Source organism: Bartonella taylorii, from assembly GCF_023920105.1.
Taxonomy (GTDB): domain Bacteria; phylum Pseudomonadota; class Alphaproteobacteria; order Rhizobiales; family Rhizobiaceae; genus Bartonella; species Bartonella taylorii.
On record NZ_CP083693.1, the window covers coordinates 812,075 to 829,958 of the forward strand.

A 17,884-nucleotide genomic window follows, 5' to 3' on the forward strand; every position below is an offset into this window, starting at 1 on the left:
CCCATAGGCTTTAATGAATTTGGGTATATGGATTGAATTTAATACACAAAGTGATGAACTTATAAGATCTTAAAAAAGATTGTATCTGATTAATCAGTATCTTCAATTTCTTGGCCTTTTCCATAAAGGCGTTGAGCAAGTGTTGCTTCTATAAATGCATCTAAATTTCCATTAAGTACAGATTGTGGATCAGTATTTTCAACACCTGTGCGTAAATCTTTGACAAGCTGATAGGGTTGAAGAACATAAGATCTAATTTGATGTCCCCACCCGATTTCTGTTTTAGAAGCTTCAACAGCATTTGTTTCTTCTTCTCTCTTTTTGAGTTCTTCTTCATAAAGTCTTGCCCGCAACATCGACCACGCAGTTGCCCGATTTTTATGTTGAGAACGCTCCGTTTGACATTGTACAACAATACCTGTTTTTATATGCGTAATGCGCACTGCGGAATCTGTCGTATTGACATGCTGCCCTCCAGCTCCTGATGCACGATATGTATCAATACGAACATCTGCTTCTGAAACATCAACTTCAATATTATCATCAATGACTGGATAAACCCAAATGCTTGCAAAAGAGGTATGGCGCTTTGCATTCGAATCAAATGGCGAAATACGTACCAAACGATGAACACCTGATTCTGTTTTCAACATACCATAAGCGTTATGCCCTTTTACAAGAATAGTCGCTGATTTTATTCCTGCTTCTTCTCCATCGTGAATTTCTAATATCTCAACCTTCATTTTATGCTGTTCAGCCCAGCGCGTATACATGCGTAATAACATAGAAGCCCAATCTTGGCTTTCCGTGCCTCCTGCACCAGCATGAACTTCCAGATAAGTATCATTCGGATCGACTTCTCCGGAAAGAAGCACATCAATTTGTCTCTTATCTATCTCACTCTTAAGATTACGTATTGAATTTTCTGCATCAGTGATAATTTCGATATCACTTTCCTCTTCACCCATCGCGATTAACTCAATGCACTCTTCGAGTGTTTTTGTAAATGAACGAATGCCATTGATTGAATCATCAAGATGTTGACGTTCACGCATCATATCTTGCGCTTGTTGTGCATTATCCCAAAGTGTTGGATCTTCTGCTTTTTGATTGAGATATTCGAGACGTTTTAGCGACTGATCCCAGTCAAAGATGCCCCCTTAGCAACTTAATTGCTTTTTGGATTTCATCGACTAATGTTTCTATTTCTGCTCGCATAACTTAACACTATAGTTTTTATTTTTAAACGATCTTTTTAGTTTATCCTTTTTAGGCATTTTATACATACTTATAGATTGTAAAAATGAACAACATGGTTTCATCAATCTATTTACCGTAGCTACTTACGAAAAAACAGATAAAAACATTTGCCTCCGCCACTTATGTCAAGGGATTCTTTTATCGATTAATACAACCCACCCGTACCACTTTCAAGAGCCTTGTTGACCTGTGGAGAAGTTGTTCCTGAAGGTACACCTTCTTGAAAAGAATCCGTACTACCAATTACCTGGTATATATCAGCAGGTCCAGTCCCTGGCTTAAATGCTTCTATAATGACATCATGATCTCCCCTTTCCGCGAGCATGCCTGTCTTACGATTAATAGGCATTAAAATCATACCCTCTGGCATCTTAAATGGTACATCTGGTTTTCCTTTCAGAGCTTCTGCCATAAATTCACCAAAAATAGGTGCTGCCAATGAACTTCCTGTTCCGTTGTATCCTAACGGTGCTGGTTGATCGTAACCAACAAAAATACCAACGACAAGATCAGGAGTAAAACCCATAAACCATACATCTTTAGAATCATTGGTAGTTCCTGTTTTAGCGGCAATATGTCGATTGAGGTAACGTAAACGTGCAGCTGTACCGCGCTGGACAACTCCTTCCATCATTGATGTAATCTGATAAGCTGTCATAGGGTCAAGAACTTGATCTCGCTCATCAAGCAATGTAGGCTCACTTTGATTATCCCATGACTGAGCATGACAATTTTCACAGATACGATCATCATGACGATAAATCGTTTTCCCATAACGATCTTGAATTCTATCTATCAGAGAAGGCTTAATAGAGCGCCCCCCATTGGCAATAACTGAATAGGCTGTAACCATACGTAAAACTGTTGTTTCAGCAGCTCCTAAGGCCATGGGTAGATAAGGCTGCAATTTATCTACAATACCAAAACGCTCTGCATATTCAGCTACAAGAGGCATTCCCATATCATAGGCAAGTCGTATTGTCATAAGATTACGGGAATATTCAATGCCATAACGCAGCGTTGAAGGTCCTGCAAATGTACCACCATAATTTTTAGGTTGCCAAACTTCACCATTATATTGGCGAATTTCGATGGGACCATCTAAAACAACTGATGCTGGTGTATATCCATTATCGAGTGCCGCTGCATACACAAAAGGTTTGAAAGCAGAACCAGGCTGACGATAAGCTTGTGTTGCACGATTAAATTCAGATGCAGCAAAAGAAAATCCTCCTACCATTGCAAGAACACGCCCTGTATGAGGTTCCATAACAACAACTGCACCTTCGACCTTTGGAATTTGTTGTAAACGATAAATGTTGTTTGTGTTGGATACTTTTTCAACAAAAATTACATCTCCAACTTGCAGGACATGAGATAGATACTGAGCAACTCTTCGAGAGCCATTTTCTTTTATAACATTTAATGCCCATTTTGAATCGGCTTCAGATAAAATAGCAGTTTCCCGTTTTTTTGATAATAAACCTGAGGCTTCACGCTCTGGCTGTAAACCAATCTCTACTTTATTGGCATTAGTAGAGAGAACAACGGCTAAACGCCATTCAGGAACATCACTTAGCCCTGTGATATTTGCAAGTTCTACACCCCAATCATCTTTCTTATCAATATGATCATAAGCTCCCCTCCAACCTTGTAAATGATCAAATTTAATTAACCTATTGTGTAAAGCTCTCCGCGCAAGAAATTGCAAATGTGGATCAAGCGTTGTACGAATTGAAAGACCACCTTCGTAAAGTGTTTTAGCTCCATAACGATACATTAAACGGCGACGCACTTCTTCAGTAAAATATTCAGCAGCAAAAACATAACTATCACTACCACGCATCGTTGCTCCTAAGGGATTCGCTTTAGCTTTTTCACCTTGTTCACGCGTTATATATCCATTTGCAATCATGCGATCTATAACCCAATTGCGCCGACTAATAGCACGTTTTGTATTTTTAAATGGATCATAATTCGCCGGACCTTTTGGAAGAGAAGCCAAATAAGCACACTGTTCTAAAGTAAGTTCATTGACAGATTTATTGAAATAAGTCAAAGAAGCTGCTGCGATACCATAAGTGCCACGACCGAGATAAATTTCGTTGAGATAAAGCTCAAGAATATGATCTTTTGAATAGGTCTTTTCAATACGCATCGCCAGAATAGCTTCTTTTAATTTACGCTCTAATGTTGTTTCTGAATTTAAAAGGAAGTTTTTAGCGACTTGTTGTGTAATGGTTGACGCCCCTTCTGGGCGTTTTCCAGAACCAATGTTTCGGATATTATTGATTAAAGCTCTAGAAAGCCCTTCGGGATCTAAACCGAAATGATGATAAAAATTTTTGTCTTCAGCAGAAATAAAAGCCTCTTTAAGAATCTTTGGTATTGACTGAATTGGTAAATAGAGACGATGTTTTGTTGCAAACTCTGCCATAAGCCTACCATCAGCAGCATGGACGCGAGTCATTACAGGCGGTTCATAGAGCGAAAGAATTTCATAATCAGGAAGCGTATTTTCCTGCTCCTTTGCTATTGCCCCCTGTTTCATTGTTTCCAAAAACCCAAGAATAATAACAAAACTAAGAAGATATCTAAAAAAAATCATCATCGAAACGGTTATCGCTTTCTTCAGAATTTATCAAAGAAAAAACACGTTATCTCACCAGAACTAAGCGGATACTACCATTAGCCCGAGATAAAGAAAAAACTGTTTTCTATTTTTACCTAGAAGTTCGTATTGATACTCTATTTTCTCACAAATTTAAAGAGGCTGCATAATTTTCTGCCTATACTCAGCAAATTGACGAATAGAATGAGCAATAGACGCAGCCATTTGTTTTCTCCATTGGGGATTGTTTAATAGTTTCTCATCCTCTTTATTTGATAAATACCCTATTTCTATCAAGACAGAGGGTATATCTGAAGCCCTTAAAACTTGAAAGTCAGCATACCGATGAGGATTGTTTATCAGATTGATATTACTCTTTGATAAATTTGAGATAACACTATTAGCAAAATTCACCGAAAATGCATGTGTTTCACGTCGGGTAAGATCAATTAAAATATCTGTAACTTCAAGCGATTCATCTGCAGGAAAACCATCAAGCAGATCAACTCTATTTTCACTTTCAGCTAAAGATTTTGCAATCGCATCAGACGCTTTGTCTGATATGGTATACACGGTAGCTCCACGAAGAGAATGTACATTAATGGTATCTGCATGAATGGATATAAGAAGATCAGCACCAAATTCTTGCGCTTTTTTAACTCTCTCACTTAATCTTAAAAAGACATTAGAGTCTCGTGTTAAAGAAACGGTGATATGAGAATCTTTTTTTAATTCATCTCGCAAAACACGTGCAAAGGCTAGTGTTATATCTTTTTCTAAAATGCCAGTAATGCCTCGTGCACCACCGTCAATTCCACCATGACCAGGATCAAGAATAACACGAAAATTACGATTTTGCATGAGTTGTGTTTTTGTATCTAAATTGGCTTTTTGCTGTTTTTTTAATATATTATCAAATTTTTCTTGAGTACTTTTACTGATATCAATCAGCAATTGCCATAAACCATTTTCTAATTTTTGTATTGTACTTTTTTCAACAATAAAAGCAATTTTGCTCGTTAAAATAATGCGTGAAGTTCGTATATCAGAGAAACCGTAACGCACATCTAATAACATGCTTGATAATCTACTCTGTTTCTTTAAAGATGTACTTTGCGCTGAAAAATCAACTGTAGGTAAATTAATAACTAAACGCGCAGGTTTATCCAAAATCTGCAAACGAACATTTGGTTCAGCATTCAAAATCGCAATAATACGCGTGTGTGAACTATCACCAATAGTTCGAAAATCGACAAGTTTCAAGGAATCTGCAGCTTGGATATTTGTTAGGAATATAAAAAAAAATAATAAATAATATGAGATGTACAACATAATATCCCAACAAGCTATTTTTGGCTTTTTGGTAGAAAACCCTCTTATCATAAGCAAAATACTCTATATTCTATATTAGCACCAACTTATCTTAACCGTGTAAAAAAATGCATAAAATTTATGTTTTTCAATTGAATTTTTCCACTTTTAATACCCAAATAATACCCCAAAAAACGAAATTACGGCAATAAAGAGATTATAATGATCGGTATTTATATTGTTACTTGCCAAAATCATGATATCAACATAAAAGAACATTTACGCTTCCTAGTCTATAGTAACCATTTAAATTATCTGTAGTCCATATTAAGTTATCTTTAGAAGGTTTATTGCATGTTACATATTTAGGCTTTTTGTGGATGAAATTTTTTATGTCACAAAAGCTAGGATTGCGTTATTTAAGATTCGCTGGTTCGGATATCCGAACTATTTTAAAGATTGTTTTACCGGAGACTTGCAAAAATTATGAGTCATACAAAACAGATGGAGATGATGATAAAAAATGCTGTAAGTGCAATCATGCATCTGCACGTAGTTTCCCGTTCTGTTTTGCTGGTACCTCCCTTTTATGGCAGACAGCCTCTTACGTTTTCGGATAGTAACATTATTGTTTGTCTGAATAAAGTCGCGCATGTCGCCTTCAGGATTATAACTTATGTCAAACAAAATGCTTATAGATGCCTCCCATCCAGAGGAAACACGTGTTGTTGTTGTTCACGGCAACAAAATTGAAGAACTTGATTTTGAATCAGAACATAAAAAACAGCTCAAGGGGAATATTTATCTAGCACGTATTACGCGTGTAGAGCCATCACTCCAAGCAGCTTTTGTCGAATATGGTGGCAACCGCCACGGGTTTTTGACATTTTCTGAAATTCATCCCGATTATTATCAAATTCCTATTGCTGATCGTCTCGCTCTTCTTGAAGAAGAAGAAAAAGCCGCTGTAGGAGAAAATTATGTAGATAGTTTTACTGAAGAAACCAACAAAAATAAAAAACGCTCCAGAAAAACAAAAAAAGATGAGCATAGCAATGTCATGGCAGCGGATATTGAAAATGACATGACATCCGAGGCAATAACGGTTGATGATGTAGAAGAAACATTTGATGCAAATATTTCTCATGATGATATCGAAATGGTAGGTGCCGAGGATGTCCGTGAAGAACTCCCCACCTATCAGCGAAAACAAGGACGTCAGTATAAAATTCAAGAAGTAATTAAACGGCGTCAAATTTTGTTGGTGCAAGTTATCAAGGAAGAGCGGGGCAATAAAGGTGCTGCACTCACAACATATTTATCCCTAGCAGGTCGTTATTCTGTTTTAATGCCCAACACAGCACGTGGTGGTGGTATTTCACGAAAAATCACGAATGTACAAGATCGTAAACGTCTTAAAGAAATTGTAAAAGAATTAGCAGTTCCCAAGGGTATGGGAGTTATCTTAAGAACCGCTGGCGCCAATAGAACAAAAGCTGAAATTAAACGCGATTATGAATATCTCACGCGTCTATGGGATACTGTTCGCAATTTAACACTCAAATCCACAGCACCATGTCTTGTTCATGAAGAAAGCAATCTCATAAAGCGCTCTATAAGAGATCTTTATGATAAGAATATCAATGAAATTCTTGTTTCTGGTGATCAAGGATATCGTGAAGCAAAAGACTTCATGCGTATGCTCATGCCAAGTCATGCAAAAGTCGTACAGCCTTATCGCGATCCTATTCCTATTTTTGCACGCAATAATATTGAAATTCAACTTGATAAAATGTTGCACCCGCAAGTTTCTTTAAAATCTGGTGGTTATCTTGTTATTAATCAAACAGAAGCGCTTGTTGCTATTGATGTAAACTCTGGACGCTCGACTAAAGAACTTTCTGTCGAAAAAACAGCATTACAAACCAATCTTGAAGCCGCAGAAGAAATAGCGCGTCAGTTACGATTGCGTGATCTTGCTGGTTTGATTGTGATTGATTTCATTGACATGCTTGAAGAGCGTAATGTGAAACTGGTTGAAAAAAAATTGAAGGATTGTTTAAAAAGTGATCGTGCACGTATTCAAGTTGGTCATATTTCACACTTTGGCCTTTTGGAAATGAGTCGTCAACGTATTCGCATATCGGTTTTAGAAAGTACGACACAACCCTGTCCGCATTGCGCTGGAACAGGAAGCGTACGTTCTGAATCATCAATTGCTTTACATGTCATGCGCTCAATTGAAGAGTATCTTCTTCATAATCCGCAACACAACATTACTGTACGCACACCCGTAACAACAGCGCTTTATGTGTTAAACTATAAACGCAATATTCTTGTTAATCTAGAGGCGCGCTTTAAACTTAATATTAGTATTGAAGCAGATGATAGCATTGGAACACAACATTTCATTATTTCTAAGGGTACAATAGCAGAGGCGGTTTCTCAGCCTCTATTGCTCTTTGAAGATGATAATAAAGAAGATGATGCAATTTTGATAGATAGTAAATCTATCGAAGATAAAATCCCCGTTGAGAAAAACCAGAAACGGCAGCGTAAGGATCGTCAAGGTGAGAATGATAATTCTCTCTCTACCGCTCATAAAAAAGACAATATGTTAAATGATGAGTCTCGTCGTCGCTTCCGTCGTCGGGGACGTCGTGGTGGTCGCCGTAATCAAGATAATAGCTTTTATCAAGCTCGTATTCCTTACGCAGAACCAGTGGGAGATTTTGCTAAGCAGTCCTTGGAAGAAATTAAAACAGAGCATCGTAAGCGCCGTATTCCAGCTGCTGAATCTGTTCAATTTGAAGAAGTAAAAAATGATATACAATATCTAGTTGTACAACAAAGTGAAGCTGTAAAAGTTGATGCGGATACAAAACCTAAAAAACGCAAAGCACGTTCTTCAAAAACTACGCAAAAACAGATCTCTCCTGAGAACGATCAGAGTATAGCGATACCAGAACCTCTTGAAGAAAAATTTACAGCTAGCTCGGTCCGTAAAGTTAAAACAAAAAAAGTGTCTGAACCTACTCGTGAGAAGGTAGAAAAAGCTCCTGCAGATGGTAAAAAATCAACACGTAAAAAATCACTCTCTAAAGAATCAACTCCAATAAATGAAACATCAGAGAAAAAAACTGTAAGTAAGGAATCTATTGAGCCAATTCCCTCTAAAATTGAGGAGAAAGTTGATCATCCCGTTGTTATATCATCAACACCTGATGATGCTCAAAAAACTAAGCGTATTGGTTGGTGGAAACGCAAAACTCTTTCCAAAAGTCAATAAAAAACCGCCACAAATTATTTGTGGCGGTTTAAATAAGTAAACATAATAAATGCCTTTTTATGTTACGTACTTATTAATTTTGTTTAGCTTTTTCTTGCTCAGCCCGCATACGTTCTTCAATCTCTTTTTGCTTTGATTGAATGGCTTGTTGCAACTTTATTTGTTCTTGTTGAAAATCTTTTTCCTCCATACCAGGACCTGTGTATGCCGCCGTAAATCCATTAAGAGAAAATTCAATAGGATTAGCTGAGCCGCGGAAATTAATTGTGGTTACAACCATTTTCGAACCACCTTTCATAGCAGCAATGAGTTTATCATCTAAAACATCATTGGCAATGCAACTTGGCCCATTACAAATAATATAAGGAATTTTTTTAGAGAAATTATCCCCTATTTGGATATGAACACCTTCTGGTAAAAAACGGCCTGTAGGCACTTGAATGCCTATACGTTTTTCATTTTGTTTTCCTTTTATTTCAACGAGATTAAAAGCCGTCAAAGGCTGTCCGGTATTTGATACGACAGTGTTCATTGTATTACAAACATCAACATCATGCTGCTTACTGCAAACTTTATACCAACCTTGAGATAAAGTTTGCGCACCCGCAGAAGTATTGATTGTAAGAAAAAGGGCAGCAGCTCCAGCTAATACTGAAATAATGGAACAAACATTTTTATGCGGCATGATTAAGTTAATCCTTTCAACGCGCTTTTACAATAACCCCAACATTAGGAATATTAAATATAATTTCAATCAAGTGTATTAAATTAAACCAATGAAATGACACCCTCTTTTATGCTTTTTACTTCAATATAAAGAGAAAAGTCAAATCTGGAGAAAAAGGCTAGAAATAGCCACTTAAGCTCTTATGCACTCATATATAGTATTCCCCTTTTCATGTCATTGGTTTTTTTATGAAATTTACTCATAAGTATCTTAGTCAATATAATAGGTTAAGATTGCATAAATTAATTAATATTGCAATATAATTAAAGTAAACTTTTATGTTATTCTATATTTCTCATTAATTTAAATTTTTCTATTATAATTTTTAAAAGCGATAAATCGCTGATATAAGGTATTGCAATGCATAGAGATTCCAAATTATCGGATAAATTTAAATGTTTGCTTTATACGACTTTTGATACAAATTGAAAAGGTAAAATTACTTATGGTGTTGTCAAAATATTTGATGGATTGAAGCGATTTGTCATTCGCAGTTTTAGAACAACTATAAAAAGACTGTTCTCTGATGGACAATTTTCTAGTCTTATTACAAAAAAATGATGGTACGCTCTTGTGATGAATTTTATAGCTTCTTGGCAAGAAAGTTGAATTACACAATGAGCGTACTGAAATAAGCTTTTTTCTTAATCCAAAAGTGCTCTTTTCAAATGGAAAGCTGATAATAGTTGAAAATGTTTGATGCACAATAAAACTCCTTAAAAAGAAAGACCTCCATTTGATCGCTATATGAAACGTATAGAATCTGTAAAGAAAGTCCGAGAACATGGTATTGATACACCTTCCATACTCAAGGGAGAGTGCAGATTTCTGCATCTTTTTGCAGCCGTAAAGCCTATATTACAAAAGCATGCCTATGAATGTTGATGATTTTGAAAAAAACGAATTAAATAAAATCCCACGAAGTGATCCCTATATCATAATTAAGCATGTTGGATTATGTAAACAAATTATCTATAAGCGCAATCTTCATTACTGGAAGTAAAATCTTCCCTTTAATAAAAATTAAATATTTTCTTAACGATATGGCACGCTTTAAAGCTTTTAAAAGAAGCATGATTGATGTTTTTATTGAAACAAATCTAAATCGTTTGCAACATTCCTATAATTTCCCAGCCGTTCCTGACAGGTATATTATTAAAGAAAGTTTTTCAAAGGAAACCTTCGCCAGACTTGAACTCATGGGGGTTATTTTTTAATATGCGTCGCGTTGTTTTTAAAGATAAGAGAGTAAGGCAAGTTTTATCAATACTTTTCTATTTTGAATGGATCAAGCATCACCTTTTTAATAATATTTATACCAGAACAGAAAGTTATTGGAATAGCTCGATCAACCCCTCAAAAGCTTAGGAAAACTCCTGAAAGAAATAGGCTTTACTAAAATTGTTGCCTCCAATGGTTTGCCTTTTCATTTTGAAATTATGCTTCAATTACCTTAGGGAGAACAAGCTATAGTATTGAACCAATAAAAAATTCTAAGCAGAATGTTGTTCTGCCATTTCTACGAGTTGTGTCATAACAGTCGCTGCTCCAGTAAGTCTTTCGTCCACCGTTGTCCAATCACGAATAAGAACGATACTTTGATCCGGTCGAATTTTTGCCATCGAACCTTGCTTTCCAACCCACTGAACAAGAGCAACACTATTTACAAAATAATTATTGCGAAACTGTATAACAACACCCTTTGGTCCAGTATCCAATTTTTCTACATGCGCTTTTCGACACAATGTTTTTATGTAAAAGACTTTAAGAAGATGTTGAACTTCAAGGGGTAAAGAACCAAAGCGATCAATTAACTCTGCTGCAAATTCATCAATTTGTTCTAAATTATCAAGTTCTGTTAAACGACGATAAAGCCCCATACGTAACGGTAAATCAGGTACAAAACTTTCTGGTATCATCACTGTTGTACCAAGTGAAATTTGAGGTGACCATTGCCTATCTTCATTTTGCTCGCCATCTTTTAACTCAGCAATGGCTTCTTCAAGCATTTTTTGATAGAGCTCAAATCCAACTTCTTTGATATGCCCAGATTGCTCCTCACCCAAGAAATTACCTGAACCGCGAATATCCATATCGTGACTTGCTAATTGAAAACCAGCCCCCAAGGTATCAAGAGATTGTAAAACTTTAAGACGACGATCAGCAGCAGTTGTTAAAACTTTACCAGAAGGAAAGGTAAAGAGTGCGTAAGCACGTTGTTTTGAACGCCCTACCCTACCACGCAATTGGTAGAGAGCTGCAAGACCAAACATCTCAGCACGATGTACGATTAATGTATTGGCTGTTGGAATATCAAGACCTGATTCAATAATGGTAGTTGACAGAAGAACATCATATTGCCCGTCATAAAATGCATTCATAATATCATCAAGTTGTCCGGCTGGCATTTGCCCATGCGCTACAATAAATTTGAGTTCTGGGACATGTGTTTTGAGGTATTCTTCCACAGAAGTAAGATCAGAAATACGAGGACAAACATAAAAGCTTTGTCCACCACGATAATATTCTCGAAGCAATGTTTCGCGTATAACGAGTGAATCAAATGGTGAAATAAAAGTACGTACCGCCATTCTATCAATGGGTGGGGTCGTTATCAATGAAAGTTCGCGTACTCCTGATAATGCTAACCCTAAAGTTCGAGGTATGGGAGTCGCTGAAAGAGTGAGAACATGAATATCACTTTTAAGCTTTTTTAACCGCTCTTTGTGTTTTACGCCAAAATGCTGCTCCTCATCAATAATAAGAAGTCCTAATCGTGAAAAATTAACTGCATTACTTAATAATGCATGCGTTCCAATGACAATATCAATCGTACCATCTGCAATACCCTTTTTCACTTGTGCAAGTTCTTTAGTCTTCACAAGTCTTGAAGCATGGCCAATTTTAACAGGTAATCCTTGAAAGCGTGAAATAAAAGTTTTGTAATGTTGCCGTGAAAGCAAAGTTGTCGGCACAACAACAGCAACCTGATATCCATTTAATGCTGCAACAAAAGCACTTCGAATAGCAACTTCTGTTTTTCCAAAACCAACATCACCACATATTAAGCGATCCATTGGTCTTCCTGATGCCAAATCTTCTAAAACCGCATCAATTGCATCCATTTGATCTTCCGTCTCTTCATAAGGAAAGCATGCAACGAACTCATCAAATGGTCCAATTGGTGGAACCAAAGCAGGTGTAGACCGCGTAGCCCGCTCTGCAGCTATACGGATCAGCTGGCCTGCCATTTCCAATAAATGTTTTTTTAGTCGTGTTTTACGTGCTTGCCAAGCAACACCACCTAATTTATCTAACGTTACATCTGTTCCCTCTGATCCGTAACGTGAAAGAAGTTCAATATTTTCAACAGGTAAAAAAAGTCTATCACCTTCAGCATACTTAATTTCAAGACAATCTCGTAAAATTCCAGTGGTCGTGATGGTTTTAAGACCAACAAATTGTCCGATACCATGGTCAATATGCACAACAATATCACCAGAATTTAAAGCAGAAATTTCAGAGATAAAATTTGTATTGTGTTTACGCCGCCGTGGTGATCTTATTAACCGATCGCCAAGGATATCCTGCTCTGCTATAATAACAAAATCTTCAGTCTCAAAACCATGCTCAATCATTATAACCGCCGCAGTTATATGATCTCGGGGTGTCGCTTTTACAGTTTGTAATGATTTGACAATTTCTATTTTTTTCAATCCATGCTCATCGAAAACCTGCAACAAACGATTCATTGATCCTTCACTCCAACAAGCTAAGAGAACCTTCTTGCCAGCAGCACGTAATGAAGCAATATGATGAACCACACTTGAAAAAACATTTTTTTCTTGCGCATTACGCTCCTTTACAAAGTCATATCCTAGTTTAATATTTGCGTGAAAAACAGTTTGTCCAAAAGTTTGTGGAACATCAAAAGGTGTAAAATCAACACGCTGTCCGGATTGTTGCGCGCGCTCTAAAACACGCTCTGGTGTTAAATAGAGAAGATTAGGTTCTATTGGATGGTAAGAAGCAGGATTCTTTTTATCAGTTTCAAGCTCTTTGCGTGCATTATAATAATCTTCAATAAGGCGATAGCGTTCAATAAGCACTTCTTCTATGAGATGTTCAAAGACAATAGGTAAATTACCGCAATGGTCAAAAAAAGTGTCAAGTTTTTCGTAAAAAAATGGTAACCAATGTTCCATACCGGCAAAACGTCGCCCTTGAGAAAGAGCTTCATAAAGCATGTTATTTTTTTGTGACACACCAAATGTACGAATATAATTGCTTTTAAATCGGCTCACACGCTCAGGTGTAAGAACAACTTCACTCATCGAGTGTAAAAAAAATTCAGTTCTTTTATTTGTTGTTCTTTGTGTTGCTGTTTCAAATACGCGGATGGTTTCCAAAGTGTCACCAAAAAAATCAAGCCGTAAAGGTTCAATATCAATAGGAGAAAAAATATCAAGAATTCCTCCTCTCACAGCAAATTCACCAACATCACGTACAACCGTAACGCGTTCAAAACCATTGGATTCTAAAAATTGAATTAAATACCCCATGTTCGCACGCTGACCAACACGTACATGAATCATTTGATTTTCAATCATTTCATGAGGAGGTAGTTTTTGAATAATTGCATTTGCTGTTGTTAGTATAATTGCAGCACGTGGCTTCTTACGTAAATTTGCTATATGTGCCAAAGCTGAGAACCGACGTGCCATAACAGTAATCCCAGGAGATACTCTGTCATAGGGTAAACAATCCCACGCAGGAAATTGAAGTACAGGCAAATTTGGCTCAATAAAATTTAAAACTTGCTGTAAATGAACAATTTTTGTTCCATCACGGACAACATAGATAAGTGGTTTATCTTGTGCAATTTCTGAACTCAATTTGGCAAGTGCAAAGGCTTCAAATCCATCAGTAATTCCATCAAAAGTTATATGAGCAGAAACGTTTTTGGGAATGACAATTTTTTTAAATATAGGCATAGAGATCAATTTAAATTTATGTAAACATGGTAGTTTACAACGTCACGAAAAAGTGGACTATCAACTTCAGAAGGTGGTGAAATTTCTCCCGTAACCCATGCGAATAAATCGCGATCATCAAAAGACATAATATACTCAAGTTCAGAAATCGTTTTAGCATTCATCCCAGCAATATGGGAATCTACGTAGCGTCCAAAAATTAAATCCATTTCACGAATACCGCGGTGCCATGCACGAAAAACCAATCGGCGACGACGCACGTCCAGTTGATTTTCGTCAACGACAAAAACTGTCATAAAAGTCTCCTTGAATTAAGTAAAAAGTGATATAAATCCAGTTTTTAATTTATAAAATAAATTTTGCACCTTAGTCTAGGGAAGTTCAATAATCTTTTTTTCTTTAAGCGTAATTCGACGATGCATTTGTTTAGCCAAAGCGTAATTATGTGTTGCAATAAGAGCAGAAAGGCCAGATTGACGAACAAGCGCAGATAAGGCTTGAAATACATAAGCTGAAGTTACAGGATCAAGATTTCCTGTAGGCTCATCAGCCAAAAGAATTGAAGGACCATTTGCGACTGCACGTGCAATAGCAACACGTTGTTGTTCGCCACCCGATAATTCTGATGGGCGATGATTAGCACGATGAGAAACACGCAGATATGTAAGCAATTTAAGTGCACGATCTTCTGCTATAGATTTTTTAAATCCTGCTATCATTTGCGGGATCATAACATTTTCTAAAGCTGTAAATTCTGGAAGCAGGTGATGAAATTGATAGACAAAACCGATATCATTTCGTCTTATAGCTGTTCGTTCATTATCAGAGCGCTTTGCACAAGAAATTCCCCGTAACATCACATCACCAGCCGTTGGTTTTTCTAATAATCCAGCGATATGAAGAAGTGTAGATTTCCCAGCACCAGATGGTGCTACAAGTGCTACAAGTTCCCCACGATTAAGGATAAAATTCGCTTTATCTAAAATAATGAGAGGTTTATTACTTTCAAAAAAATGTCTCTCAATCTCTACAAGCTCTAAAACAGCCGTCATTATTCATACCTTAAAGCTTGTACAGGATCCAGTTTAGCAGCCCGCCATGCCGGCACAAGTGCTGCAAGAAATGACAAAAATAAAGCCATTACAGCAACCATAGCTGTTTGTCCCCACTCAATTTGCGCAGGCAATTTTGTTAAAAAATAAAGTTGAGGATTAAAAACATCAACATTAAATAACCAAGATACAAAATCTTGAATATGATTAATATTCGCGGTCGCTATGACACCAAAAATTAACCCCAATATTGTTCCAATAAATCCAATCATCATACCAGTGACGATAAATATACGAAGAATTGCACTTTGTTGTGCGCCCATCGTACGTAAAATTGCAATATCATGGCTTTTATCTTTTACCAGCATAATTAACCCTGAAATAATATTTAAAGCAGCAACAAGAATAATAAGAGAAAGAATAAAGAACATAACATTCCGTTCAATCTGTAAAGCTGAAAAAAAAGCCTGATTGCGTTCACGCCAATCAATTAAATAGATCTGTTGTTCAACAACTTTCTCCACAACTGGTTTTATTTTCTCAACAGCATCAGGATTATTTAGAAATAATTCTAAAGACTTAACCTGATCTCCCAAATTAAAAAACATTTGCGCTTCATGGAGAGGCATAAAAACGAATATTGAATCATATTCAGACATGCCTACTTCAAAAATAGCAGTCACTTTATAAGCCTTAACACGTGGCGTAACTCCAAAAGGTGTCTCATCACCATCTGGTGTAATAATACGAAGATCACTCCCAACGGTAAGGCCTAATTTTGATGCTAAACCACTTCCAATTGCAACACCTTCCTCTTTATCAAATTGAGCAAGCGAACCTAACCTAATATTTTGGGATACTGCTTTAAGCTTTTCTAAATCTTGTTTGCGCATACCACGAACTAATGCACCAGACCCTCCTTCAAGTTCACCCTGAACAAGCGCTTGACCTTCAATAACAGGTAAAGCAAATTTTATACCATTCACAGATTCTAAAGAAGAAATAAGTGTCTTATAATCGAAAAAACCAGAATGAACTGACTGAACAATAAGGTGTCCATTCATGCCAAGAATACGATTGAGAAGCTCTGTACGAAAACCATTCATCACCGCCATAACAACAACAAGAGCAAACACCCCTAACATAATTCCAATGAGAGAAATAATTGAAATAACAGATGCAACGACATGTTTTTTATTGGGAATCATATAACGAAAAGCAATCATCCACTCATAAGATGAAAACCATTTATTTCTCAACCTCTTCATAATATTGCCTATCAAATCACGGAAAACTGTTTGAGTACATCTTCAATCGTTAGAGATTTTTTAATACCCGTTTTGCGATCTTTCATTTCAACTTCATTTTGTGCAATGCTTTTAGGTCCAACAATTATTTGTGTTGGTAAACCAATTAAATCCATTATTGCAAATTTGGTTCCTGGACGCTCATTTCTATCATCTAATAATGGGTCAAAACCAGCATGTCTTAATCCCTGATAGAGAGTTTCACACGCATGCGTACATTTCTCATCATCTGGTTTCATATTGATGATACCAAAATCAAACGGTGCCATAGAACTTGGCCAAATAATACCATTTTCATCATGAGAAGCTTCAATAGCTGCTGCAACAAGGCGCGAAGGTCCAATGCCATAAGATCCCATAGAGACAACATGTTCTTTTCCATCTTGGCCCATAACTTTCGCTCTCATTGGAGCAGAATATTTCGTGCCAAAGTGGAAAATATGCCCTACTTCAATACCACGCGCTGAAAGACGATTTTTATCAGGAACTTTAGCCCACTCTTCTTCATTATGGATTTCCTCTGTTGCTGCATAAAAAGATGTCCACTGTTTAACAATATTAGCTAAAACAGTTTTATCATTAAAATCGATCGAACTGTGTGGAACAGTAAGTTCAAGAAATTGTTTATCACAAAATATAGCGCTCTCTCCCGTTTCAGCCAAAATAATAAATTCATGGCTGAGTTCACCGCCAATTGGCCCTGTATCAGCACGCATAGGAATTGCTTTTAAGCCAAGACGAGAAAAAGTACGTAAATAAGCAATAAACATACGATTATAAGATGTTTGAGAACCTTCATAATCAAGATCAAACGAATAGGCATCTTTCATTAAAAACTCTCGTGAACGCATCACACCAAAACGTGGACGGATTTCATCACGAAACTTCCATTGAATATGGTACAAATTGAGTGGAAGATCTTTGTAAGAATGGACATAAGAACGGAAAATATCTGTTACCATCTCTTCATTTGTCGGACCATAAAGCAAATCACGCTTTTGACGATCTTTAATACGGAGCATTTCCAAACCATAATCATCATAACGATTACTTTCACGCCAAAGCTCTGCAGATTGAATTGTAGGCATTAATATTTCTATAGCACCAGCTCGTTCTTGTTCCTCACGAATAATTTTACAAACTTTATCAAGCACTTTTTTGCCTAAGGGAAGCCAAGAATAAATTCCTGATGTTTGTTGGCGAATCATACCTGCACGCAACATCAATCGATGAGAAACAATCTCTGCTTCCTTAGGATTCTCTTTTAAAAGTGGAAGGAAATATTGAGAAAGACGCATTGAAATAATTAACTCCTAATCAGACCCATCATATT

General features: G+C 36.7%; 10 protein-coding genes. 1 reads left to right on the top strand and 9 read right to left on the bottom strand.

Features of this window, described 5'->3' with window-relative positions; translation table 11 throughout:
• Positions 1-89: 89 nt before the first annotated feature.
• The 3 genes from prfB to LBE40_RS03665 all read right to left on the bottom strand — a co-directional run bounded on the left by prfB (position 90) and on the right by LBE40_RS03665 (position 5,254).
• Positions 90-1,218 (bottom strand): peptide chain release factor 2 gene (gene prfB, locus LBE40_RS03655; RefSeq protein ID WP_143244888.1). Its coding sequence is split into 2 segments (ribosomal slippage): positions 90-1,148 and positions 1,150-1,218, totalling 1,128 coding nucleotides; the frame shifts between segments, so codons are not numbered across the junction.
• A gap of 187 nt (positions 1,219-1,405) precedes the next feature.
• The gene (locus tag LBE40_RS03660; protein ID WP_338070537.1) at positions 1,406-3,811 is read right to left on the bottom strand and encodes a penicillin-binding protein 1A; all 2,406 of its coding nucleotides are present in this window, start codon (positions 3,809-3,811) and stop codon (positions 1,406-1,408) included.
• 213 nt (positions 3,812-4,024) lie between these two features.
• Positions 4,025-5,254 (bottom strand): N-acetylmuramoyl-L-alanine amidase, encoded by a 1,230-nt coding sequence (locus LBE40_RS03665; protein WP_004860012.1) that lies wholly within the window; start codon positions 5,252-5,254, stop codon positions 4,025-4,027.
• A gap of 604 nt (positions 5,255-5,858) precedes the next feature.
• Between LBE40_RS03665 and LBE40_RS03670 the strand changes: the two genes are divergently transcribed.
• Positions 5,859-8,471 (top strand): Rne/Rng family ribonuclease, encoded by a 2,613-nt coding sequence (locus LBE40_RS03670; RefSeq protein WP_004860018.1) that lies wholly within the window; start codon positions 5,859-5,861, stop codon positions 8,469-8,471.
• Between the two features lie 73 nt (positions 8,472-8,544).
• Here LBE40_RS03670 and LBE40_RS03675 read toward each other — a convergent pair whose 3' ends face one another.
• The 6 genes from LBE40_RS03675 to proS all read right to left on the bottom strand — a co-directional run bounded on the left by LBE40_RS03675 (position 8,545) and on the right by proS (position 17,849).
• Complete coding sequence (locus tag LBE40_RS03675) at positions 8,545-9,156, bottom strand: invasion associated locus B family protein (protein ID WP_004860020.1); 612 nt, start codon at positions 9,154-9,156, stop codon at positions 8,545-8,547.
• Between the two features lie 1,535 nt (positions 9,157-10,691).
• A complete protein-coding gene (gene mfd, locus LBE40_RS03680) occupies positions 10,692-14,192 on the bottom strand; it encodes a transcription-repair coupling factor (RefSeq protein ID WP_252615230.1) in 3,501 nt (1,166 codons plus the stop codon).
• A gap of 5 nt (positions 14,193-14,197) precedes the next feature.
• Entirely contained in the window at positions 14,198-14,488 is a 291-nt protein-coding gene (locus tag LBE40_RS03685) for an FAD assembly factor SdhE (RefSeq protein ID WP_004860026.1), read from the bottom strand.
• A 75-nt stretch (positions 14,489-14,563) separates the two neighbouring features.
• Complete coding sequence (locus LBE40_RS03690; RefSeq protein ID WP_004860028.1) at positions 14,564-15,244, bottom strand: ABC transporter ATP-binding protein; 681 nt, start codon at positions 15,242-15,244, stop codon at positions 14,564-14,566.
• A complete protein-coding gene (locus tag LBE40_RS03695) occupies positions 15,244-16,512 on the bottom strand; it encodes a lipoprotein-releasing ABC transporter permease subunit (RefSeq protein ID WP_004860030.1) in 1,269 nt (422 codons plus the stop codon). The genes LBE40_RS03690 and LBE40_RS03695 overlap by 1 nt, the downstream gene beginning before the upstream one ends.
• 11 nt (positions 16,513-16,523) lie before the next feature.
• On the bottom strand, positions 16,524-17,849 hold the full coding sequence (gene proS / locus LBE40_RS03700) for a proline--tRNA ligase (protein WP_004860031.1): 1,326 nt from the start codon (positions 17,847-17,849) through the stop codon (positions 16,524-16,526).
• Between the last annotated feature and the right edge of the window lie 35 nt (positions 17,850-17,884).

What these genes read in the sequence shown, in the direction of transcription:
- LBE40_RS03660 (WP_338070537.1), bottom strand. Translation starts at nt 3,811, where the DNA reads ATGAAACAGGGGGCAATAGCAAAGGAGCAGGAAAATACGCTTCCTGAT.
- LBE40_RS03670 (WP_004860018.1), top strand. Translation starts at nt 5,859, where the DNA reads ATGTCAAACAAAATGCTTATAGATGCCTCCCATCCAGAGGAAACACGT.
- LBE40_RS03685 (WP_004860026.1), bottom strand. Translation starts at nt 14,488, where the DNA reads ATGACAGTTTTTGTCGTTGACGAAAATCAACTGGACGTGCGTCGTCGC.
- LBE40_RS03690 (WP_004860028.1), bottom strand. Translation starts at nt 15,244, where the DNA reads ATGACGGCTGTTTTAGAGCTTGTAGAGATTGAGAGACATTTTTTTGAA.
- LBE40_RS03695 (WP_004860030.1), bottom strand. Translation starts at nt 16,512, where the DNA reads ATGAAGAGGTTGAGAAATAAATGGTTTTCATCTTATGAGTGGATGATT.
- proS (WP_004860031.1), bottom strand. Translation starts at nt 17,849, where the DNA reads ATGCGTCTTTCTCAATATTTCCTTCCACTTTTAAAAGAGAATCCTAAG.
- LBE40_RS03675 (WP_004860020.1), bottom strand. Translation starts at nt 9,156, where the DNA reads ATGCCGCATAAAAATGTTTGTTCCATTATTTCAGTATTAGCTGGAGCT.
- LBE40_RS03665 (WP_004860012.1), bottom strand. Translation starts at nt 5,254, where the DNA reads ATGATAAGAGGGTTTTCTACCAAAAAGCCAAAAATAGCTTGTTGGGAT.
- mfd (WP_252615230.1), bottom strand. Translation starts at nt 14,192, where the DNA reads ATGCCTATATTTAAAAAAATTGTCATTCCCAAAAACGTTTCTGCTCAT.